We start from the raw sequence: 20,614 nt of genomic DNA on the forward strand, positions 1-20,614 counted from the left end.
CCGATGAGCGGCAAGCAGGACCAGGGCCGGGCGGAGGACTTCAAGCGCGCCACCGCGAGCACGCTGCGCGCCATGGCGCGCACGGCGGATGTGCAGGTGGCATATCAGCCTGGCCCCTCCGGGCTGGTGGGCAAGCGCGCCCGCCTGCCCGCCCCCTCCCGCGCGCTGGCCGACCCGGAGATGCTGAAGCTGCGCGCTGCGGCGGATGCCATCGCTTTGCGGCTGCGCCACCATGATGACGGCCTGCATAATGCCCGCGCCCCGCAAAGCCGCGAGGCGAAGGAGGCGTTCGACGCGCTGGAGCAGGCGCGGGTGGAGGTGGTCGGCTCGGAATTCATGGCCGGTGTCGCCGCCAATCTGCGCACCAGGCTGGGGGATGATTATATCCAACAAGGGCTGGACCAGATCACCGCCCGCGACCAGCTGCCACTGACCGCCGCTCTCGCGCTGATGGCTCGCGCCAAGATGGACCCGGGCTCGATCCCCGACTCCGCCAAGCCGGCTCTGGCGCTCTGGCGGGACGCGCTGGATGCCAATGCCAACAGCGCCCTGAACGAGCTGGCCGCCGCGCGCGACAACCAGACCGATTTCATCACCGCCGCCCGCAAGCTGCTCGCCGCCATGGAGCTGGCCGAGGGCGAGGTGGAGCCGGGTGACGATGACGAGTCCGAGCAAGAGAATGAGGGCGGCGAGCAGACGCCGCAGCAGGATAATTCCCAGGACAGCCAGGGCGAGAGCCAGCAGGAGGAGGCCCCGATGCTCGCCTCCGCCCGGAAATGGCCGAGGCCGAGGGCGCGGACGAGCCCGGCGAGGACGAGGAGGACGCCCAGGATATGGGCGCGGATGATGGCGAGGCCCCGGCCGGCCCGCAACAGCGCCGCCCGCCCGCCCCCAGCGACGACCATACCAGCTACCGCGCCTTCACCCGCGCCCATGACGAAGAGATCGAGGCCGAGGATCTGTGCGACCCGGACGAGCTGGGGCGGCTGCGCACCCAGCTCGACCAGCAGCTGCAGCATCTGCAGGCGGTCGTCTCCAAGCTCGCCAACCGGCTGCAGCGCCGCTTGCTCGCCCAGCAGACCCGCGCCTGGAGTTTGATCTGGAAGAGGGCATGCTGGACCCGGCCCGGCTCTCGCGCGTCATCGCCGACCCGCTGCTGGCGCTGACCTATAAGCGCGAGCGCGACACGGATTTCCGCGACACGGTGGTGACCTTGCTGATCGATAATTCCGGCTCGATGCGCGGCCGGCCGATCACCGTGGCGGCGATGTGCGGGGATATTCTCGCCCGCACGCTGGAGCGCTGCGCGGTGAAGGTGGAGGTTCTGGGCTTCACCACCCGCGCCTGGAAGGGCGGGCAGAGCCGCGAATCCTGGGTGGCGGCGGGCAAGCCGGCGCATCCCGGACGGCTGAATGATCTGCGCCACATCATCTACAAGGCCGCCGACACACCCTGGCGCCGGGCCCGCAAAAATCTCGGGCTGATGCTGCGCGAAGGGCTTCTGAAGGAGAATATCGACGGCGAGGCGCTGCTCTGGGCCTATAAAAGGCTGCTGAACCGGCCGGAGCACCGGCGGATTCTGATGGTGATCTCGGACGGCGCGCCGGTGGATGATTCAACGCTTTCGGTGAATGCCGGGAATTATCTGGAGCGGCATCTGCGCGACGTGATCAAGGAGATCGAATCCCGCGACGCGGTGGAGCTGATCGCCATTGGCATCGGCCATGACGTGACGCGGTATTACCGCCGCGCGGTGACGATCGTGGACGCCGAGGAGCTGGGCGGCACGATGATGCGCAAGCTGACGGAATTGTTCGACGAGGACGCGGCGGATGCCTGGGCAAGGTTTGCGAGCCGGCAATCGACGATGGTTGCGTGAGGGGGTGGGGCGGCTTGCGCCCCAATTTTACCGTTTAAAGCATCGCGTGGAGCGTCCATTAGCGGGCGAATAGCGTCAGGTCGCGCCAGCCATATGCCACCTCGTCGAACGTGGCGTCTGGCCTCTCATCTTTTTTCTCGCCAACCAACGTGCCGCCAAGCCGTTCGTAAAAGCCACGGGCTGCGATATTTTCGCGCAATACCCATAGCGCGGCCCCTACGAAACCTAACTTCGTCAGAGCCTGCGCCATTTGCGTCATAAGCGAGCGTCCCAGCCCCAAACGCTGATGAGACCGCAACAGATATATTGCGCTAATCTCACCACCAAAGCCCAGCTGTGCAAGCGCCTTCTCACGCTGCCCCCCACAAGAGCCAAAACCAACTATTTGCCCATGCATTTCGGCGACATAGACTTTTGTTTCCGCTGACGTCGCTGGGGCACTAAGGAATTCACGCCACATGTCGGTTCTAGCTTCAACGGAAAGAGCCGCCAACATCTCATCGGGAAGAATGCCTGGATAGGACTCACGCCAGGCCGCAACATGCACAGCGGCGAGCGAACCTACATCACTTAAGTTTGCGACGCGAAGCTGGATGGCACTCATGTTTCCCTTACCCTCAAAATGCGACGTTCATTCAGGTTCCCAGCTGCCACGCTGGATAACGATCCTGTAACCGTCAGGGTCTTCAAAAGTACAGCCAAAGTTATCCCAATATGGATTGAACGCCGGCACAGGCATAAATCCCGCAGATCTCATGCTATTTATAGCGGCAGTCCATTCGTCGTGATCGTGTAGGTAGAATATCAAAAGATTGTCCTGTGTCGGTGCCCGACCGACCGTATGGCCTTGTGCACGGGTGAACTCAAAATGAAAAATAACACCGACTTTTCCTAGCATAATGCCGTCAAAGCCATTGTGATTTTCAAATCGACACAATACGTCCAATCCGAGACCGTCTCGATAAAATGGAATCAAAGCCTCGATATTGTCAGTTGGACGCGCAACGCGAAGCTGTACAGCTGAAAGCATGTAAATATCTTAAATCGAGCATTTTGAACGCTGCAAGCGATACATTCATGGCGACTACCGTTGCCCCGTTAGCCTGTCTTTGATGTCTGCTTCTTGGATTACTTGCTCATCACCGGACAGACCGCCCTCCGCCGCCCCTAAAACAACCTCGCCCCATTCGGCACGCCCTGATCCGGCGCGAACAACACCACCTCGCCCTCCGCATCAGGAAACCCCAGCGTCAGCACCTCGGACATGAATTTGCCGATCTGCCGGGGCGGGAAATTCACCACCGCCGCCACCTGCCGCCCCACCAGCTCCTCCAGCGTATAATGTTTGGTGATCTGCGCGCTGGAGCGCTTCACCCCGATCCCCGGCCCGAAATCGATGGAGAGCTTGTAGGCCGGCTTGCGCGCCTCCGGGTAGGGCTCGGCGGTCAGAACCGTGCCCACCCTGATATCCACGGCGAGAAACTGGTTGAAATCGATCTGATCGGCGGCGGGGGCTTCATGCGGATGAGTGAGATGCATGTGCAAATGCTAGAGCAACATCCGATCAAACGGAATCGTTTGATCGGATAAAGTTGCTCGCTCAAACAAAAAGCGAGAGCGTGCTCCGCGCGCGAAGGTGAGCGGAATACGCTCTCGCACGTTCTCAATGCGGCACGAAACGGACATGGAAGGTGACGATGGAGGGCACCTCCACCCCGCCGCGCGTCGCCGGCTGGTAGCGCCAGCCCAGCGCTGCGGTGCGCACGCTCGCATCCAGATCCGCATAGCCACTGCTCTGGGTCAGCTCGAAGCGCTCCACCCGGCCATCCGGGCCGACGATCAGCCTGAAGCGCACCACCCCCTGCTCGCCGGCCAGAATCGCCGCGCGCGGATAATCCGGGGCCTGGTTATCGGCAAAGGCCACCGCCGGATGCAGCACCGCCACCGTCACCGCCGCCTGCTTCTGCGCCTTGATTTTCGCGCCGGACATTGACGGGGCGGCGGGCGGCAATGCTTTGGCCACCTCCCTGGCCGGCTTGGGCGGGGCCGGCGCAGCCACCGGGGTTGGGGCGGGCGCGGGGGCGGCGGGGGCGGCAGATCGGCCTTCGGGCTGGGCGGCGCGGGCAGCGCCGGCGCCGGGCTGCGCGTCGGCGGCGTTTGCGGGCTGGATGACGGGGCCGCGCTTGGGGCTGGCGGGGCGGGGTGCGGTAGGGGAGAGGTTTTCGGTGTCGGCTGGATGGTACCCTGCGGCGCGGTCTCGGAGACGATGCTGATCGCGATCGGCTCCGGCGGCGGCTTCGGCAGCACCAGCCGCCCCAGCCAGAGCAAGGCCACAACCGCCGCCAGATGCGCGGCCACCGCCAGCAGCGCCATGCGCCATGGCCAGCCGGGCCGGGCGATGCGCACAGCCTGCAGCCGGTCCGCTTCCGCCGCGCGCAGCCGCGACAGCTCAGGTGCCAGCGCCACGCCAACCAGGCGCAGCCGCGCCGCCGCCCCGGTCATGCCGCCAAATACCCGATTTCAAATGCGCCGATCACCCGAAAATGCTACCAGGGCTTAACCGCGCGGTGCAATGATCGTGATGATCTCGGCCCAGGAACAATCTTCATCCGCATCGTCCTGTGGCGCTGAATGGCTTCTGTGATGCGATGGCCAGTTGCGGATCCGCGCATCGGTTCTGGTAGAGAAAGACGTGGGGTGTTTTTGCCCCCCACCCCGAAAATTTTGTGCCTGTGCTGCTGGGATTTGCAATGGCCTCAGCCGCCTGCAACCTCACTCTTCAGCCGATACGGCACCACGCCGCGCGCGGCCGTGCCGGTATCCAGCGCCGCGCCCAGCGGCGGCACCGAGCGGTGGCGGCAATCGGTCCGCGAACAAGCCCGGCAGCCCGGGCCGATCGGCTCCGCCGCCTTGGCATTGCCGAGATCCAGCCCCGCCGCATACACTGTCTGCGCCGCATGGCGGGTCTCGCAGCCCAGCACCACCGCCACCGCGCGTGGCCGGGAGAGGTAAGACCCGCCGCCCCGCCCCACCGTGCGGGCGATGTTGAGATAGATCGCGTCATCCGGCGTGCGCGCCAGCTGCACCAGGATTTCGCCAGGATGCGAAAACGCCCGGTACACATTCCAGAGCGGGCACGGCCCGCCGAACTGCGCGAACTGAAAGCGCGTGGCGGAGGAGCGCTTGAGCACATTCCCGGCAATGTCGGTCTTGGCGAAAAAGAACGGGATCCCCGGCAGGTCCGGCCGCTGCAGGGTGGAAAGCCGGTGGCAGACCTGCTCGAAACTCGCCCCGAACTGGCGCTGCAGGCGCTGGATATCGTAGCGCGCCGTTCTGGCCGCATCGTGAAACCGGCCATAAGGCAGCACCAGCGCCCCGGCGAAATAATTCACCAGCGCCAGCCGCGCCAGGCCGTACGTCTCCTCGGCCGAAAACCGCACCCGGCGCAGCTCCGCCTCGATCGCCCGCTCCTGCTCCAGCCGGGCGATCACATGCGCCAGCCAGAACATCTCGCTCTCCGGCGCCGCCTCGGCGGCCAGATGCAGCGCCTTGGCACGGCGATTGAGCCGCCAGAACATCCCCTCCGCCAGCAGGCCGGGCGCCGCACTCACCGAAATCCCGTGGGCGTCGCGCAGATACCGGCGCAGATCCTCGCGCAACGTCAGCGGCGAAAACCCTTGCCCCTCGAACAGCGCCTCCGCCGCCCGGTCCAGCGCCTCGAAATGGTTGCGGCGGGACTGCACCCAGTCGCGCACCTCGTCATAGGGAAATAACGGCAGACTGGCCGGGGCGTGGGCCAGGGCGGCGCGCTGCGAGTCGTAGGCCCGGTAGAGGGTCGCGAACGCTTCCGCCAGATGCGGCGCGCCGCGCACCAGCGCCTCGATCTGCGCTGGCGCGCCGGGATGGGCGCGAAATAGCGGGTCGGCCAGATCCTCGCGCAATTGCTGCGCCAGCCTGGCATCCTCGCCATCCTGGAAATAGCTGCTTGGCAAATCCAGCCTGGCCGCCGCACGGGCCAGCAGCCGGGCGGTCAGCGGCCGCTGCTCCGCCTCGATCTGGTTGAGATAGCTGGGCGAAATCCCCAATTCCACGGCGAGCGCCCGCTGCGTCAGCCCGGCGCGCTCGCGGGCCTGGCGCAGCCTCGTCCCTGCGAAGATTTTTGGCGCTTTCATACGTTTAAATTTGCAAAATTAACAAAATCCGTCCAGCGCCTTCGCATCATTCCTCTGGACGCGTCGCACCCATAGGATATCTCCAACGCAAACGCCCAAGCCGCAGGAGAGAATGCGATGAACGATACCGCCACGCTGCCGAAGCCGAAGAAATCCGTCGCCCTGTCCGGCATCGCCGCCGGCAATACCGCGCTTTGCACCGTCGGGCGCACCGGCAATGACCTGCATTATCGCGGCTATGACATTCTGGATTTCGCCGAGGCGGCGGAATTCGAGGAAATCGCGCATCTGCTGGTCCATGGCACGCTGCCGAACAAGGCCGCGCTCGCCGCCTACAAAACCAAGCTGCGGGCGATGCGCGGCATCCCCGCTGCCGCCCGCGCGGTGCTGGAGCAGATCCCCGCCAGCGCGCATCCGATGGATGTGATGCGCTCTTACGTCTCCGTGCTCGGCACCATCCTGCCCGAGGCGCATGACCATAACCAGCCGGGGGCGAAGGACATCGCGGACCGGCTGATGGCTTCGCTCGGATCGGCGCTGCTCTATTGGTATCATTATTCCACCAACGGCAAACGCATCGAGGTCGAGACCGAGGATGACAGCATCGGCGGGCATTTCCTGCGGCTGCTGCATGGGCGTAGCCCCTCCAAGAGCTGGGTGCGGGCGATGCATACCTCGCTGATCCTCTATGCCGAGCATGAGTTCAACGCCTCCACCTTCACCGCGCGGGTCATCGCCGGCACCGGCTCGGATATGTATTCGGCGCTGACCGGCGGTATCGGCGCGCTGCGCGGCCCCAAACATGGCGGCGCCAATGAATTCGCCTTCGAGGTGCAGAAGCGCTACGCGACCCCGGACGAGGCGGAGGCTGATATCCGCGCGCGGATGGAGAAGAAGGAGGTCATTATCGGCTTCGGCCATCCGGTCTATACCATCGCCGACCCGCGGAATGTGGTGATCAAGCGTGTCGCCCGGCAGCTTTCGGAGGAGGCGGGCAGCACCGCCATGTTCGATATCGCGGCGCGGATTGAGGCGGTGATGATGGAGGCGAAGAAGATGTTCCCGAACCTGGATTGGTTCTCCGCTGTCTCCTATCACATGATGGGGGTGCCGACGCTGATGTTCACGCCGCTTTTCGTCATTGCCCGCACCGCCGGCTGGAGCGCGCATGTGATCGAGCAGCGGATTGATGGCAAGATCATCCGCCCTTCGGCCAACTATACCGGGCCGGAGAATCTGCCGTTCGTGAAGCTTGAGGATCGGTAGCAAAAGTTTTTTGGTGCCGCTTTTTTTCAAAAAAGCGGCGAAAGACCGTGACGTATGGCAACGCCACCGCCACCCCCACACATTTTGCAGCCCTTTTTGAAAAAAGGGCTGCACCCCAAAAACTTTTATAATTTTGGAGCGTGCCGCGATGACCTATTTGAGCGCTGAATCCTATTCCAACGTCCCCGCCGGCGAGCGTTTCCGCGCCCTGCTCGCCCGCCCCGGCATTCTCGGCATTCCCGGCACCCATAACGGCCTCGCCGCCCAGCAATCCAAAGACGCCGGCTTCGAGGCCGCCTATCTCTCCGGCGCCGCGATGACCGCCTCGATGGGCCTGCCCGATCTCGGCATCATCACCGTCGATGAAGTCTGCTTCTTCATCCGCCAGGTCGCCCGCGCCTCCGGCCTGCCGGTGCTGGTGGATGGCGATACCGGCTATGGCGAGGCGCTGAACGTCATGCACATGGTCCGCAGCTTCGAGGATGCCGGTGCCGCCGCGGTGCATCTGGAAGACCAGATCCTGCCAAAGAAATGCGGCCATCTGAACGACAAGAAAATCGCCCCGGCGCAGGATATGGCGGCGAAGATCGCCGCCGCCCGGCATGCGCGCCGGCATCTCTACATCATCGCCCGCACCGATGCCGCCGCCTCGGAGGGTATCGACGGCGCGGTGGCGCGGGCCAAACTCTATATGGAAGCCGGCGCCGATGCGATCTTCCCCGAGGCGCTGAACACCGAGGAGATGTTCCGCGAATTCGCGAGACGCATGCAGGGCACGCCTTTGCTCGCCAACATGACCGAATTCGGCCGCACCCCCTTCTATACCAAGGAACAGTTCGAGGATTTCGGCTATAAGATGGTGATCTGGCCGGTCACTTCGCTGCGCGTCGCCGCCCTGGCGCAGGAGAAGCTCTACAAGGCCATCGCCAAGGATGGCGGGGCGCAGAATTGCGTCGAGCAGATGCTCACCCGCAAGGATCTCTACGCCACCATCGATTATGCCGGGTTCGAGGCGCTGGATGCGACCATCGTGAAAACCATCATCCCCGAAGCCATGCCGCAATAGATGGCCCAGGCGGCATGGATACACTATATCCTCTCCATGCCGCACGATGCCGCCCCACCCCACGAGACCGAGATTGCCGCCCGGATCAAGGCCGCGGAGGCCACCTGCGCGCAGCACGGCACCCAGCTCACCGCCCTGCGGCGGGAGGTGCTGGAGCTGATCCTGCAGGCCAGCGCGCCGGTGACGGCCTATCAGCTGCTCGACCAGCTGAAGCCGATCCGCAAATCCGCGGTGCCGCCGACCATTTATCGCTCGCTGGAATTTCTGCTGGAAAACCGGCTGATCCACCGGATCGAGCGGCTGAACGCCTTCGTGCCCTGCGCCGAGGCGGACCATCATCATGACGACGCGCAGTTTCTGATCTGCAAACGTTGCGGCGCGGTGACGGAGATCGAGGATCACGCGGTCTCGCACGCCCTGGCCAGTGCCGCCGCGCGGCAGGGGTTTTCCATCAGCCGCGCCGTCATCGAAGTCGAAGGGCTGTGCGCCAACTGCGCCGAACAGCCGGCCTGAACCGGCGCTGTCAGGCCCGCGTCATCCGCGCCGCCAAATAAACCAAAGCCGCGCCCACCCCGGTGAAAAACCCTATCGGCCAGTCGCTGACATACGCCAACGCCAGCGAGACCGAGGACAGCCCCAGCGCCAAGCCCATCGAGAGCAGGAACGCCCCGCCCGGCCGGGCACAGAGCCGCGATGCCGCCGCCCCTGGCCCCAGCATCAGGCTGAACACCAGCAGCGCCCCGGTCACCGGCACCGCGAAGCCCGCCGCCAACGCCAGCAGCGCCAGGAACAGAAATTCCAACAGGGCCGGGTTGCCGCCTTGCACGCGGGTCAGCTCCGGGGAGAGGGCGGAGAGGCTGAGCGGGCGCATCGCCCCCCACAGCGCCACCGGCACACAGAGCCCGATGGCCCCCAGCACCGGCAGATCCGCCGGACCGAGCGCGAAGACCTGCCCGAATAGCAGCCCATAGACCGACCCGGCATAATGGCCGGACAGCGAGAGGAACAACGCCCCCAGCGCCAGCAGACCGGAGAGCAGCAAGGCGGTGGCGGAATCCCGCCGGGCGCGGCGCTGCATCAGCGCCAGCAGCCCGGCCCCGCCGAGCGCGAAGCCGCCCAACCCCAGCCAGAGCGGAAAGCCGAACAGGCTGGCCGCCGCCGCGCCTGGAAAGGCCGCCATCGGAAGCGAATGCGCGGCGAAGCCAGCGCGGCGGACCACCACGAAATATCCCGCCGCTCCGGCCGCCAGCGCCACCAGGCTGGTGGCCAGCCAGATTTCCGCCAGCCAGCTCATGCCCTGCGCCCCCAGCGCGCCGCCTCATGAAACAGAAACAGCAGCGCGACGATGAAGAAGCTCACCGGCCAGGTCCGCCCCGGGATCCAGCCATAAGAAGCATAAGCCAACACCACCCCGCCCCAGCAGGCGGCCAGCCCCAACCCCATCGAGAGCAGCACCGCCCGCAATGGCGAGCCGGCCAGCCGCAAGGCGCTCGCCGCCGGGCCGATCAGCAGGGCTGTGGCCAGAATCGCGCCGATGGTCATCGCCGCCAGCGTCACCCCCAGCGCCAGCAGCGCCAGAAATGCGAATCCGAGGGCACGCACCGGCAGCTTCGCCACAAGCGCCAGCTCGGCATCAAATGTGGCCAGCAGCAGCGGCCGAGCGATGAGCACCAGCCCCAGCAGGCACAGCCCCGCCAGCCCACTGGCCCAGAGCGCGGTGCCGGGCGGGGCGGAGAACATCGCCCCGAACATCACCGCCTGCGCCGCCCCGGAGGCTCCATGGCCAGTCAGGCAAAAATGCAGCAAAAGCGCCGTCACCCCCAACCCGGCGCCGAGCAAGATGCCCGCCGCCTCATCCCGCGCCGCCGCCCGCCGTGGCTGCAGCAGCTCCAGCGCCCCCACCCCGGCGATGCCGAACAGCAGAAACCCCAGCAGCGGCGAAATCCCGAACAAGAGCGCGCCCGCCCCGCCGGCAGAGCTGACATCAGCAAGCGCATGGCCGGCAAAAGCCTGGCCGCGCAGCACGGTGAATACCCCCAGCGCGCCGCAGAGCAGCCCGGCCGCCGCACTCAGCAGCAGCGCGGTCTGCACCGGCCCGCTTTGCAGAAACGCCATCATCTTACGGGATGGCCGTCACGTGCGCGGCCTCGCATTCCGCGCAGCACGCCTCGTCCTCCGGTTCGAACCCGCCTTGCCCGGCCACCACCAGCACCCGCCCATGCACGCGGATCACGTCGATATGGTAGCCATAGAGCTTCGAGAGCACTTCCGTGCGCACCACCTTCTCCACTGGCCCGCAGATCGCCCTGCCATTGGCGACATAAAGAATGCGGTCCATCACCGGCAACAGCGGGTTCATGTCATGCGCACAGAGCAGCACGCTCATCCGCCGCTCCCGGCAGAGCCGGCGCAGCAGCGCTACGATCTCGGCGGCGGCCTTGATGTCCAGATTGGCCAGCGGCTCGTCCAGCAGCAGCAATTCCGGCTGGCGCACCAGCGCATGGGCGATCAGCACACGCTGCTGCTGCCCGCCCGAAAGCCGGCCGATGCGCTGCTCGGCGAAGCCCTCCGCCTCCACCGCCTGCAAGGCGGCCGCCACCGCCGCGCGCCGGGCGCGCGAGGGCAGCGCGAAGCCGAATTTATGCCCATCCAGCCCCAGCGCCACGAAATCCTTCGCCCGCACCGGCAGATCCGGCTCCAGCACGATTTTCTGCGGCACATAGCCGATCCGCCCGCCGGCCTGGATCTGCCCGGAGGCGGGCAGCAGCCCCAGAATCGCGCGCAGCAGCGTGGTTTTGCCAGCACCGTTGGCGCCGATCAGCCCGCAGAAACTGCCCCGCGGCAGCGCGAAGCTGATATTGCGCAGCACCTCGCGCCCGCCATGGGCGACGGCCAGATCGGTAACTTCGAGTGCCGGCTGATCCACCAATGAGTCCTTGAATAAAAAACAAAAAGTTTTTTGGTGCCGCTTTTTTTCAAAAAAGCGGCAAAAACCGTGACGTGTGGCAACGCGATTGCCACCCCCAGGCCTTCGTGGGGACTTTTTGAAAAAAGTCCCCACCCCTCCGACGGCCTTCCACCGCCGCTACGCAGCGGCGGAACCTTCGCCGCCTACGCCCCCAAAAACTTTCGCTACTTCAGAGCGGGGCGTTGAAAGGTCAAGCCCTTACTTCGCGGCCAGCGCCCGATTCAGCGCCGTCGTCGCCTGCAGCATCCAGTCCTGGTAATGCTTGGCGCTGCTCGGCATCAGCTCATAGACCGGCACAATCTGCACCTGGTGCTGCCTGGCCAGCGCCAGCAGCGCCTCGGTCTGCGGGTCCGTCACCTGCTCATTATAGGCAAAGAGCTTCACCTTGTTGTCGCGCAGCAGCGCCTCTTCCGCCGCCACATCCTGCGGCGCCGGATCGGTATCGTTCATCACCGACAGCTCATAGGAAAACGGCGTCATGATCTTCAACCCGGCCTCCTGCAGCAGATCATCCGCCACCGGCTCCGTCACCGCCACCGGCGCGCCCGCATAATCCTCCTTCACCTTGGCGATCTCCGCCTTCCACGGCGCCAGCGCGGCATCGAAAGCTTTCAGATTGGCCTGATACTGCGCCTTGTGCGCCGGGTCCTTGGCCTCGAAAAACGCCGCCGCGGCGGCCGCCACGGCCGGCATCGTATCGGTGCGGTACCAGAGATGCGGGTTGGGCGTGCTATCGGGCAGCTTCAGCAGCGCCTGCGCGCTCAACAGCTTGGCATGGCCGCCCTTCAGCAGCTGCGCCGCCCAGGAATCGTAGCCCAGCCCGTTTTCCACCACCAGATCGGCCTTGCGGAACTGTGCGGCGATACGCGGCGTCGCCTCGAACTCATGCGGATCGGTGTTCGGATCGGACTGGATCGCGCTCACCTTTACATAAGGCCCGCCGATCTGCGCCAGCACGTCCGCATATTGATTTTCCAGCCCGACCGCATGCAGCACGGGCTGCGCCATCGCCAGATGCCCGGCCAGGCCAAAAACCAGCGCCAAACCGATACGATGAAACAGCATACGCCAACTCCCAAACGTCACGTCTGGGATTGATATATTATATCATCTCATTCGTCCAGCCTGTTTAGCGGGTCAGCGCCTCCAGCCGGGATTTGTCGAGAAACTGGATCCGCCGCGCCGAGATCAGCTTCACCACCCCGTCGCGCTCCAGCTGCGACAAGGTGCGGGAAATGGTCTCGATCGTCAGCCCGAGATAATCGGCGATATCCTGGCGCGAGGTCACCAGCTCCACCACCGGCCCCAGGGCGGGCAGGTCGAGCAGGAAATGCGCCAGCTTCTGCGGCGCGTTGCAGCGGCCGAGCAGCAGCGCATGGGTCTGGGCGCGCTGCAGCGCCTGCATGGCGTAATGATAAAGCTGCGCCGCTTCCTGCGGGTCGCTCTGCAGGGCCGGCTGGCGCAGCGCCACCAGCGTGCAGTCGCTCACCGCTTCGGCACAGAGCGTGTGCACGCCGTTCAGCTCGAAGCCAAACACATCGCCCGGCCGGTAGAAGGCATCGATATGCCGGCGCCCATCCGCCTGGAAGGCGCAGGCCCGCACCAGCCCGGAGACGACCCGGTACATGCAGCGCGCCGCATCACCCTGGCTGAAGACACTCGCCTCCGCCGCCACATGCAGAACCGGGGCGGCGTGCTGCGGGGCCGGACGGCCCGGCACCATCGGTGGGACCCGAAATTGCGGCGCTTGCGACCTCATTATGGTGACTGACATTTTGCGATCCCCTCAAAGACAGAGGGATCTAGCGCCGCGCCGCGCCGCCTCGCTATCCGGTTTGTTCCTTAAGGGATTCTACGTAGTCCCGCCGCCCCGGCACGCAGGCGACGATGGTCTCCACCAGCACATCGCCCTGCACCGGGGTTTCCAGCACCAGCCACACCCCGGCCGCCCGGGCCTGCGCCTGCATCTGCGGCGAGAGAGACGGCGCCAGCAGCAGCACCCTGGCCGCCACGCCCGCCTGGCGCACCAAGGCGGCCAGGGCGCAGCCATCCAGCTGCGGCGGCGCATGGCGCAGCACCAGACAGACGGCGAGGGACAGATCCCGCCGCGCCAGCAACGCGCTCCCACTGGCGCAGAGCCCGACCTCCACCCCTTCCAGCGCCAGCGCGAAACGCAAGGCCTGGCCCACCGGCTCCTCATCCGAATGCACCAGCACCAGCGGCCGTGACTCGGCCATATGCTCCCAACCCCTCTTCAACGCTGCGCTGCCGCCTCAACAGGCATTTTCGCCCTCACCTTGTCCGCCCCGCCCGGCATCTGCCTTGATACACCGCAACTTCACGACGTTTTGAACCGCAAACAGGTGATTGCGCTGTGATTTTAATCGGGTAATGTCATTGAAACCGCATCCCGGCAGGCGGGCCGGGGCGGTCTGTCAAACATGGGAGACAACATGAAAAAATTCCTCGCGCCGGCCATTGCCGCCGCCTGTCTGCTCGCCGGCCTGGCGCCCGTGGCCGCCTCGGCCAAGGACTTCAAGGAAATCAAGTTCGGCGTCGACGCCACCTACCCGCCCTTCGAGAGCCTCTCCTCCTCGGGCCAGTTCCAGGGTTTCGACATCGATCTCGGCAACGCCATCTGCGCCGAGCTGAAGGTGAAATGCGTGTTCGTGAGCCAGTCCTTCGACGGCATCATCCCGGCGCTGGAAGCCCGCAAGTTCGACGCGATCCTGTCCTCGATGACCGTCACCCCGGAGCGCGCCAAGCAGGTCGCCTTCTCCTCCGAGATGTATGACGAGCCGACCAGCCTGATCGCCAAGAAGGGCTCCGGCCTGCAACCGACCGCGGCGAGCCTGAAGGGCAAGACCGTCGGCGTCGAGGCCGGCACCATCCAGGAGACCTATGCCAAGACCTACTGGCAGCCGAACGGCGTCAACGTCGTCTCCTATCAGGGCCAGGATCAGGTCTATGCCGATCTGCTCTCCGGCCGTCTGGATGCCTCTCTGCAGGATAGCGTCGAGGCCGATTACGGCTTCCTGAAGACCCCGAAGGGCGCTGATTACGCGCTGGCCGGCAATGTCACCTCCGATCCGAAGGACGTGCTGGGCTCCTACATCGCCATCGGCGTGCGCAAGGACGAGCCGGCGCTGCTGAAGAAGATCGACTGGGCGATCGCGCAGATCCACAAGAACGGCACCTACAAGAAGCTGCAGGCGAAGTATTTCAACTTCAGCATCTACAACGCCGCCGCCGCCAAGCAGGCGCCCTGATTCTCAAGACCATCCGGCCCCGGCATCTTTGCGCCGGGGCCGGCTTTCGCTACAGGGCTGGAGCATGTTCAATCTCGGTGGCTACGGGCCGCAACTTCTCGCCGGCACCATCACGACGATCGAGCTCTCATTGCTCTCGCTCGTGGTCTCTTTCCTGCTCGGCCTCATCGGCGCCTCGGCGAAGCTCTCCAGGAACCGCACCGCCCGGACCCTGGCCACGCTCTACACCACCCTGATCCGCGGCGTGCCCGACCTGGTGCTGATGCTGCTGATTTTCTATTCGCTGCAGATCTGGATCAACGATCTCACCGACTGGATCGATAATCTGCAAAACGCGGTGGATCTGGAATTCAATCTCGACCCGTTCACCAGCGGCGTCATCACGCTGGGCTTCATCTATGGCGCCTATTTCACCGAAACCTTTCGCGGCGCCTTCATGGCGGTGCCCAAGGGCCAGTTGGAAGCCGCGCGGGCGTTCGGCATGCGCCCCTTCCTGGTCTTTCGCCGGGTGCTGTTCCCGCAGATGATGCGCTACGCCCTGCCCGGCCTTGGCAATAACTGGCAGGTGATCCTGAAAGCCACCGCCCTGGTCTCGATCATCGGCCTCACCGATGTGGTGAAAATCGCCCAGCAGGCCGGCGAGGCCACCTTCGAAACCTTCTACTTCATCAGCATCGCCGGGGCGGTCTATCTGGTGCTCACCATCATCTCCAACGGCGTGCTGCTGCTGCTGGAGCGCAAATACATGATCGGCGTGCGCAAGGCGGTGCTATGATCTATATTCTCCAGCATTACGGCCTGGCGCTGCTGGTCTCCGACGGCTACCAGATGACCGGCGTGGCGATGACGTTGTGGCTGCTGATCATCTCATGCGCCATCGGCTTCTGCCTGGCGCTGCCCCTGGCGATCGCGCGCAATTCCAAAAATCCGCTGATCTGGGGCCCGGTCTGGCTCTATGGCTTCATCTTTCGCGGCACCCCGCTCTATGTCCAGCTGCTGCTGATCTATACCGGCATTTATGGGCTGCATTTCGTCCATGACACGCCGCCGCTGGCGCATTTCTTCCGCTCCGCGCTGAACTGCACCCTGCTCTCCTTCGCGCTGAATACCGGCGCCTACACGACCGAGATTTTCTACGGTGCCATCCGTGACACCGCCTTTGGCGAGGTCGAGGCCGGGCGCGCCTATGGCATGTCGCGCGCCACACTCTACCGGCGCATCATCATCCCCTCCGCGCTGCGCCGCGCCTTGCCGATGTACAGCAATGAGGTGATCCTGATGCTGCACGCCACCACCTTGGCCTTTACCGCCACGGTGCCGGACATTCTGAAAGTGGCCAATGACGCTTATACCGCCACCTACGCGCCGTTCGATGCGTTCGGGCTGGCGGCGATGATCTATCTCTGCATTTCCTTCACCCTGATCTTCTGCTTCCGCCGGGCAGAGCGGCATTTCCTGGCGCATCTGGGCACTTAAAGCCCTTTAAAATGATCAAAAGTTTTTGGGGGTGCGGGGACTTTTTTCAAAAAGTCCCCACAAACGTCTGGGGTGGAGGCACCGGCGTCGCCTCCACCCCAGACGTTTTCGCCGCCTTTTTTGGACAAAAGGCGGCACCCAAAAAACTTTTACAACTTTTTTCAGCGGGCTGTTTCAGGCACCGCCTTCGGTTGTGTTTCGCTGCCGGCCCGGGTTAGAGTGGCTGCACAACAACGCCACCAGGGAGCATGAAGACCAAGCCCTCCACCCATGCCCCGGCAGACGCCGCCTGGCTGGACCGCGAAGCGCATCTGCGCTCCATCCTGGAGACCGTGCCCGACGCCATGGTGGTGATCGACGGGCAGGGCGACATCATCTCTTTCTCCGCCGCCGCCGAAAAGCTCTTCGGCTACCAGGAGGCCGAGCTCACCGGCCGCAATGTCAGCCTGCTGATGCCCTCCCCCTATCGCGAGCAGCATGACCAATATCTCTCCCGCTACCTCACCACCGGCGAGAAACGCATCATCGGCGCCTCACGCGTGGTAATGGGCCAGCGCCGCGATGCCACCACCTTCCCGATGGAGCTCTATATCGGCGAGGCGGCGATGGGGGCGCGGCGCGTCTTCACCGGCTTCGTGCGCGACCTCACCGAGCGCCAGGAAACCCAGGCAAGGCTGCATGAGCTGCAATCCGAGCTCGCCCATATGTCGCGCTTCACCGCCATGGGCGAGATGGCCTCCACCCTGGCGCATGAGCTGAACCAACCGCTCACCGCCATCGCCACCTATCTCAGCGGCTGCAAACGCCTGCTGGCGCGCGGCGCTGCCGACCCGGCGCTGCTGCAGGACGGCATCGAGCGCGCCGCCGAGCAGGCGCTGCGGGCCGGGCAGATTATCCGCCGCCTGCGCGACTTCGTCACCCGCGGCGCCACCGAGCGCCAGCGCGAAACCCTGCCCAAGCTGATCGAGGAAGCCAGCGCCCTGGCGCTGATCGGGGCGCGCGAAAGCGGGGTGCATGTCGGCTTCAGCTTCCATCCGGACTGCCCCGTCGTCATCGCCGACAAGGTGCAGATCCAGCAGGTGCTGGTGAACCTGATCCGCAACGCGATGGAGGCGATGCAGGGCAGTGAAGTCAAAACCCTGCAGATCGAGACCGCCCCGCTGCCCGATGGGATGGTGCGCATCTCAGTCGCCGATACCGGCCCCGGCATCGCCCCGGAGGTCGCGGCCCAGCTCTTCCAGCCTTTCGTTACCACCAAGGCGAGCGGCATGGGGGTGGGGCTTTCGGTCTCGCGCACCATCATCGAGGCGCATGGTGGCAAGCTCTGGGCAGAGCCGCGCCCCGGCGGCGGCACCCTCTTCGCCTTCACCTTGTGCACCGCATGAGCACCAACATCGTCCATCTCATCGATGATGACGAGGCGGTGCGCGCCGCTCTGGTGTTTCTGCTGGCCAGCGCCGGCCACAGCGTGCGCGCCTACGACTCGGCCAGCGCCTTCCTGGACAGCCCCGTCCCGCTCGCCCCGGGCTGCATCGTCACCGATGTAAGGATGCCGGGTTTGAGCGGGCTGGATCTGCAACGCACCCTCACCGAACGGCGGATCTTCCTGCCGGTCATCGTCATCACCGGCCATGGCGACGTGCCGCTGGCGGTGGCGGCGATGAAGAACGGGGCGGTGGATTTCATCGAGAAGCCCTTCTCGGACGACACCCTGCTGGCGGCGGTGGAGGAAGGCTTCGCCCGCCAGGCCCGCGCCCTGGCCGGCGCGGCGGATGCCGAGGCCATCCTCGCCCGGCTGCGCCGCCTCACCCCGCGCGAGGCGGAGGTGCTGGACGGGCTGGTGCAGGGGCTGCCGAATAAGAGCATCGCCTATGACCTCAAGATCAGCGCCCGCACGGTGGAAATCCACCGCGCCAACCTGATGGAGAAGATGCAGGCCGGCAGCCTGCCGGATCTGGTCCGCATGGTGCTCACCGCCCGCGCCGCACCCTGACCGCCCCCGCTAGAGCAACATCCGATCAAACGGACTCGTTTGATCGGATAAAGTTGCTCGCTCGAACAAAAAGCGAGAGCGTGTTCCGTGCACCAACGTGAACGGAATACGCTCTAGGTCGTGTCTGCATTCATAGATTCCCTTTGTTTGTGATTTCTGATTCAAGGCTTGAGGAGGGTTCTTGCCTTGAGCAGACGGACACTGACGGACGAACAATGGAACCGCATTGAGGGTCACTTGCCTGGCCGTGTTGGCACCCCTGGCCGAAGCGGGGTGGACAACCGACTTTTTGTTGATGCGATCTTATGGATGGCTGGCAATGCGGCGCGTTGGCGAGATTTGCCGGAGATGTTTAGCAAATGGACGGCGGTACATGCGCGGTTCCGGCGTTGGTCTCATGCGGGCGTTTGGGAAGCGCTATTCAAAACCCTGGCGGATACGCCGGATTTTGAATACGTCCTGATTGATAGCACCATCTCGAAAGTCCATGCCGATGCGGCAGGGGCAAAAGGGGGGCTGAAGCTGCCGCCATTGGGCGTTCACGCGGCGGACTGACGACCAAGCTCCATGCCGCGGTCGATGCACTTGGCTTGCCGCTGCGCATCCACCCGACGCCGGGACATCACGGCGATTGCCCACAGGCGGAAGCCCTGCTGGATGGGTTGCAGGGTGTTGGTCATGTCATCGCTGACGCTGCCTACGACGCAGATCCCCTACGCGCTTTCATTGCCAATGATCTCGGTGCAACCGCTCAGATCAAGGCTAATCCCAGCCGCGCCATAAGCCCCCCAATCGACTGGAGGCTCTACAAGGAGCGCCATCAGGTCGAGTGCTTCTTCAATAAACTCAAACGCTTCCGCAGAATCGCCCTCAGATGCGAAAAAACCATCAAAGCCTTCATGGGCTTCGTACATCTCGCTTGCGCCATGATTTGGCTACGATGAATGCAGACACGACCTAGCGTGGTTTTTCCGCCCCCATCGCCGCCCAGGCTTGACTCTGGGGCTTGAGGGGCGCACAGGCTCGGCCCTGGAAAAAACCGTCGTGCTGCGAGTGTTCGCACCACGGCGCGTTTTGCGTTGCGTGGGCTGGCGGCATCTGATGTGCCCGAGCCCGGCGGGGCGCGCAAGGAGTGGAGTTTGACCTGATGTTCGACAATCTGTCGGGCAAGTTCAGTGATATTTTCGACAGGCTCCGCCGTCGCGGGGCGCTGTCGGAATCTGACGTCACCGAGGCGCTGCGCGAAATCCGTCTGGCGCTGCTGGATGCGGACGTGGCGCTGCCGGTGGTCAAGGATTTCGTGGCCAAGGTGCGCGAGCAGGCGGTGGGCGCGGAAGTGCTGCGCTCGGTCACGCCGGGGCAGATGGTCGTCAAGATCGTCAATGACGCGCTGATCGAGGCGCTGGGCGGGCTGCCCGCCCCGCTGAACCTGCTGGCCCCCGCCCCGCTGCCGATCCTGATGGTGGGTCTGCAGGGCTCCGGCAAGACCACCACCTCCGGCAAGATCGCGCTCCGCCTGCGCACCCGCGAGCGCAAGAAGGTACTGCTGGCCAGCCTGGATACGCAGCGCCCGGCCGCGCAATTGCAGCTGGAACAGCTCGCCCAGCGGGCCGAGGTGACCAGCCTGCCGATCATCGCCGGGCAGACGCCGTTGCAGATCGCCAACCGCGCCATGGATACGGCACGGCGCGAATCCTACGATGTGGTGATCCTGGATACGGCCGGGCGCCTGTCCATCGACCTGGCGTTGATGGAGGAGGTGAAGGCGATCCGCGCTGCGGTGAACCCGGTGGAGACGCTGCTGGTCGTGGACGCGATGACCGGCCAGGACGCGGTGACCACCGCGACCGCCTTCAACGAAGCGGTGAGCATTACCGGCATCGTGATGACGCGGCTGGATGGCGATGCGCGCGGCGGTGCGGCGCTGTCCATGCGCGCGGTCACCGGCGCGCCGATCAAGCTGATCGGCCAGGGCGAGAAGCTGGATGCGCTGGATGAATTCAACCCGGAGCGGATCGCCGGGCGGATTCTCGGCATGGGCGATATTGTCGGGCTGGTCGAGAAGGCCGCCGAGACGATCGACAAGGCCGAGGCCGAGAAGCTCGCCAAGCGGATGGCGAAGGGCAAGTTCGATCTGGACGATTATGCCTCGCAGCTGAAGCAGATTTCCAAGATGGGCTCGATGTCCGGGATTCTTGGGCTGCTGCCCGGCATGGGCAAAATGAAGCAACAGATCGCCGATGCGAATCTCGACCAGACGGTGTTCAAGCGCCACCTCGCCATCATCGGCTCGATGACGGCGGCCGAGCGCCGGGCGCCGGATATCATGAAGGCCAGCCGCAAGAAGCGCGTGGCGGCCGGCTCCGGCACCTCGGTGCAGGAGGTGAACAAGCTGCTGAAGCAGTTCGACGATATGTCGACCATGATGAAGCGGATGAACAAGATGGGTGGGCCTGAGGCGATGATGCGCCAGATGCAGGCCGCCATGGGCGGCGCCAAGGGCGGCCGCAAACCCTTTTAACGTT

The 20,614-nt window shown here is 64.8% G+C and carries 22 protein-coding genes and 1 pseudogene; 11 read left to right on the forward strand and 12 right to left on the reverse strand.

Going from position 1 to position 20,614, the window contains the following annotated elements; all coding sequences use genetic code 11:
* The first annotated feature begins 3 nt into the window (after positions 1 to 3).
* Positions 4 to 1,879 (forward strand): annotated as a pseudogene (gene cobT, locus GT370_RS12125) (cobaltochelatase subunit CobT).
* A 58-nt stretch (positions 1,880 to 1,937) separates the two neighbouring features.
* On the opposite strand, the gene GT370_RS12130 reads toward cobT, so the two are convergent.
* The 6 genes from GT370_RS12130 to GT370_RS12155 form a co-directional block, all read right to left on the reverse strand.
* A complete protein-coding gene (locus GT370_RS12130) occupies positions 1,938 to 2,483 on the reverse strand; it encodes a GNAT family N-acetyltransferase (protein WP_008494372.1) in 546 nt (181 codons plus the stop codon).
* 27 nt (positions 2,484 to 2,510) lie between these two features.
* Positions 2,511 to 2,909, reverse strand: a complete 399-nt coding sequence (locus GT370_RS12135) for a VOC family protein (RefSeq protein WP_008494371.1) — start codon at positions 2,907 to 2,909, stop codon at positions 2,511 to 2,513.
* Positions 2,910 to 3,046: 137 nt separating this feature from the next.
* Positions 3,047 to 3,418 (reverse strand): tRNA-binding protein, encoded by a 372-nt coding sequence (locus GT370_RS12140; protein ID WP_008494370.1) that lies wholly within the window; start codon positions 3,416 to 3,418, stop codon positions 3,047 to 3,049.
* A gap of 124 nt (positions 3,419 to 3,542) precedes the next feature.
* Positions 3,543 to 3,869 carry an energy transducer TonB gene (locus GT370_RS12145; RefSeq protein WP_008494368.1) on the reverse strand — a complete coding sequence of 109 codons (327 nt, stop codon included), beginning with the start codon at positions 3,867 to 3,869 and terminating at the stop codon, positions 3,543 to 3,545.
* Positions 3,827 to 4,381, reverse strand: a complete 555-nt coding sequence (locus GT370_RS12150) for a hypothetical protein (protein WP_270183124.1) — start codon at positions 4,379 to 4,381, stop codon at positions 3,827 to 3,829. The genes GT370_RS12145 and GT370_RS12150 overlap by 43 nt, the downstream gene beginning before the upstream one ends.
* A 254-nt stretch (positions 4,382 to 4,635) precedes the next feature.
* Positions 4,636 to 6,051, reverse strand: a complete 1,416-nt coding sequence (locus GT370_RS12155) for a helix-turn-helix transcriptional regulator (protein ID WP_008494366.1) — start codon at positions 6,049 to 6,051, stop codon at positions 4,636 to 4,638.
* Positions 6,052 to 6,168: 117 nt separating this feature from the next.
* On the opposite strand from GT370_RS12155, the gene prpC reads away from it, so the two are divergent.
* The 3 genes from prpC (at position 6,169) to GT370_RS12170 (ending at position 8,896) form a co-directional block, all read left to right on the forward strand.
* A complete protein-coding gene (gene prpC, locus GT370_RS12160; protein ID WP_008494365.1) occupies positions 6,169 to 7,317 on the forward strand; it encodes a bifunctional 2-methylcitrate synthase/citrate synthase in 1,149 nt (382 codons plus the stop codon).
* A gap of 148 nt (positions 7,318 to 7,465) precedes the next feature.
* The gene (gene prpB, locus GT370_RS12165; protein ID WP_008494364.1) at positions 7,466 to 8,383 is read left to right on the forward strand and encodes a methylisocitrate lyase; all 918 of its coding nucleotides are present in this window, start codon (positions 7,466 to 7,468) and stop codon (positions 8,381 to 8,383) included.
* Positions 8,384 to 8,896 (forward strand): Fur family transcriptional regulator, encoded by a 513-nt coding sequence (locus GT370_RS12170; RefSeq protein ID WP_008494363.1) that lies wholly within the window; start codon positions 8,384 to 8,386, stop codon positions 8,894 to 8,896.
* A 10-nt stretch (positions 8,897 to 8,906) separates the two neighbouring features.
* Here GT370_RS12170 and GT370_RS12175 read toward each other — a convergent pair whose 3' ends face one another.
* From GT370_RS12175 to GT370_RS12200, 6 genes are all read right to left on the reverse strand, one after another.
* The gene (locus GT370_RS12175; protein ID WP_008494362.1) at positions 8,907 to 9,677 is read right to left on the reverse strand and encodes a metal ABC transporter permease; all 771 of its coding nucleotides are present in this window, start codon (positions 9,675 to 9,677) and stop codon (positions 8,907 to 8,909) included.
* A complete protein-coding gene (locus tag GT370_RS12180; RefSeq protein ID WP_240376619.1) occupies positions 9,674 to 10,501 on the reverse strand; it encodes a metal ABC transporter permease in 828 nt (275 codons plus the stop codon). Before GT370_RS12180 ends, GT370_RS12175 begins: the two co-directional genes overlap by 4 nt.
* A gap of 1 nt (position 10,502) precedes the next feature.
* Positions 10,503 to 11,309 carry a metal ABC transporter ATP-binding protein gene (locus GT370_RS12185; RefSeq protein ID WP_039885301.1) on the reverse strand — a complete coding sequence of 269 codons (807 nt, stop codon included), beginning with the start codon at positions 11,307 to 11,309 and terminating at the stop codon, positions 10,503 to 10,505.
* 240 nt (positions 11,310 to 11,549) lie between these two features.
* Positions 11,550 to 12,416, reverse strand: a complete 867-nt coding sequence (locus tag GT370_RS12190; RefSeq protein ID WP_008494357.1) for a metal ABC transporter solute-binding protein, Zn/Mn family — start codon at positions 12,414 to 12,416, stop codon at positions 11,550 to 11,552.
* A 64-nt stretch (positions 12,417 to 12,480) separates the two neighbouring features.
* Positions 12,481 to 13,074, reverse strand: a complete 594-nt coding sequence (locus GT370_RS12195) for a helix-turn-helix domain-containing protein (RefSeq protein ID WP_008494356.1) — start codon at positions 13,072 to 13,074, stop codon at positions 12,481 to 12,483.
* Between the two features lie 103 nt (positions 13,075 to 13,177).
* Positions 13,178 to 13,588 (reverse strand): transcriptional regulator, encoded by a 411-nt coding sequence (locus tag GT370_RS12200; protein ID WP_008494355.1) that lies wholly within the window; start codon positions 13,586 to 13,588, stop codon positions 13,178 to 13,180.
* 216 nt (positions 13,589 to 13,804) lie between these two features.
* Between GT370_RS12200 and GT370_RS12205 the strand changes: the two genes are divergently transcribed.
* The 7 genes from GT370_RS12205 to ffh all read left to right on the forward strand — a co-directional run bounded on the left by GT370_RS12205 (position 13,805) and on the right by ffh (position 20,610).
* On the forward strand, positions 13,805 to 14,620 hold the full coding sequence (locus GT370_RS12205) for an ABC transporter substrate-binding protein (RefSeq protein WP_008494354.1): 816 nt from the start codon (positions 13,805 to 13,807) through the stop codon (positions 14,618 to 14,620).
* 64 nt (positions 14,621 to 14,684) lie between these two features.
* Positions 14,685 to 15,395, forward strand: a complete 711-nt coding sequence (locus GT370_RS12210; protein WP_008494353.1) for an ABC transporter permease — start codon at positions 14,685 to 14,687, stop codon at positions 15,393 to 15,395.
* Positions 15,392 to 16,096 (forward strand): histidine ABC transporter permease HisM, encoded by a 705-nt coding sequence (hisM, locus tag GT370_RS12215; RefSeq protein ID WP_008494352.1) that lies wholly within the window; start codon positions 15,392 to 15,394, stop codon positions 16,094 to 16,096. The genes GT370_RS12210 and hisM overlap by 4 nt, the downstream gene beginning before the upstream one ends.
* Positions 16,097 to 16,344: 248 nt before the next feature.
* Complete coding sequence (locus tag GT370_RS12220; protein WP_008494351.1) at positions 16,345 to 17,481, forward strand: sensor histidine kinase; 1,137 nt, start codon at positions 16,345 to 16,347, stop codon at positions 17,479 to 17,481.
* Positions 17,478 to 18,089, forward strand: a complete 612-nt coding sequence (fixJ, locus tag GT370_RS12225; RefSeq protein ID WP_008494349.1) for a response regulator FixJ — start codon at positions 17,478 to 17,480, stop codon at positions 18,087 to 18,089. The genes GT370_RS12220 and fixJ overlap by 4 nt, the downstream gene beginning before the upstream one ends.
* Positions 18,090 to 18,275: 186 nt before the next feature.
* Positions 18,276 to 19,033, forward strand: a protein-coding gene (locus tag GT370_RS12230) for an IS5 family transposase (protein ID WP_270183125.1) whose coding sequence is annotated in 2 segments (ribosomal slippage) — positions 18,276 to 18,594 and positions 18,594 to 19,033 — 759 coding nt in all. Because the reading frame shifts where the segments join, the coding sequence is not laid out codon by codon here.
* Positions 19,034 to 19,236: 203 nt separating this feature from the next.
* The gene (gene ffh, locus GT370_RS12235) at positions 19,237 to 20,610 is read left to right on the forward strand and encodes a signal recognition particle protein (RefSeq protein ID WP_008494348.1); all 1,374 of its coding nucleotides are present in this window, start codon (positions 19,237 to 19,239) and stop codon (positions 20,608 to 20,610) included.
* The last annotated feature ends 4 nt before the right edge of the window (positions 20,611 to 20,614 follow it).

The organism is Acidocella sp. MX-AZ03 (genome assembly GCF_027626035.1).
Taxonomy (GTDB): domain Bacteria; phylum Pseudomonadota; class Alphaproteobacteria; order Acetobacterales; family Acetobacteraceae; genus Acidocella; species Acidocella facilis.

Coding starts and splice junctions, on each gene's coding strand:
- GT370_RS12220 (WP_008494351.1), top strand. CDS start 16,345: ATGAAGACCAAGCCCTCCACCCATGCCCCGGCAGACGCCGCCTGGCTG.
- ffh (WP_008494348.1), top strand. CDS start 19,237: ATGTTCGACAATCTGTCGGGCAAGTTCAGTGATATTTTCGACAGGCTC.
- GT370_RS12195 (WP_008494356.1), bottom strand. CDS start 13,074: ATGGTGCCGGGCCGTCCGGCCCCGCAGCACGCCGCCCCGGTTCTGCAT.
- GT370_RS12190 (WP_008494357.1), bottom strand. CDS start 12,416: ATGCTGTTTCATCGTATCGGTTTGGCGCTGGTTTTTGGCCTGGCCGGG.
- GT370_RS12145 (WP_008494368.1), bottom strand. CDS start 3,869: ATGTCCGGCGCGAAAATCAAGGCGCAGAAGCAGGCGGCGGTGACGGTG.
- hisM (WP_008494352.1), top strand. CDS start 15,392: ATGATCTATATTCTCCAGCATTACGGCCTGGCGCTGCTGGTCTCCGAC.
- GT370_RS12140 (WP_008494370.1), bottom strand. CDS start 3,418: ATGCATCTCACTCATCCGCATGAAGCCCCCGCCGCCGATCAGATCGAT.
- GT370_RS12155 (WP_008494366.1), bottom strand. CDS start 6,051: ATGAAAGCGCCAAAAATCTTCGCAGGGACGAGGCTGCGCCAGGCCCGC.
- GT370_RS12135 (WP_008494371.1), bottom strand. CDS start 2,909: ATGCTTTCAGCTGTACAGCTTCGCGTTGCGCGTCCAACTGACAATATC.
- GT370_RS12170 (WP_008494363.1), top strand. CDS start 8,384: ATGGCCCAGGCGGCATGGATACACTATATCCTCTCCATGCCGCACGAT.
- GT370_RS12175 (WP_008494362.1), bottom strand. CDS start 9,677: ATGAGCTGGCTGGCGGAAATCTGGCTGGCCACCAGCCTGGTGGCGCTG.
- GT370_RS12210 (WP_008494353.1), top strand. CDS start 14,685: ATGTTCAATCTCGGTGGCTACGGGCCGCAACTTCTCGCCGGCACCATC.
- fixJ (WP_008494349.1), top strand. CDS start 17,478: ATGAGCACCAACATCGTCCATCTCATCGATGATGACGAGGCGGTGCGC.
- prpB (WP_008494364.1), top strand. CDS start 7,466: ATGACCTATTTGAGCGCTGAATCCTATTCCAACGTCCCCGCCGGCGAG.
- GT370_RS12130 (WP_008494372.1), bottom strand. CDS start 2,483: ATGAGTGCCATCCAGCTTCGCGTCGCAAACTTAAGTGATGTAGGTTCG.
- GT370_RS12200 (WP_008494355.1), bottom strand. CDS start 13,588: ATGGCCGAGTCACGGCCGCTGGTGCTGGTGCATTCGGATGAGGAGCCG.
- GT370_RS12205 (WP_008494354.1), top strand. CDS start 13,805: ATGAAAAAATTCCTCGCGCCGGCCATTGCCGCCGCCTGTCTGCTCGCC.
- GT370_RS12150 (WP_270183124.1), bottom strand. CDS start 4,381: ATGACCGGGGCGGCGGCGCGGCTGCGCCTGGTTGGCGTGGCGCTGGCA.
- GT370_RS12180 (WP_240376619.1), bottom strand. CDS start 10,501: ATGATGGCGTTTCTGCAAAGCGGGCCGGTGCAGACCGCGCTGCTGCTG.
- prpC (WP_008494365.1), top strand. CDS start 6,169: ATGAACGATACCGCCACGCTGCCGAAGCCGAAGAAATCCGTCGCCCTG.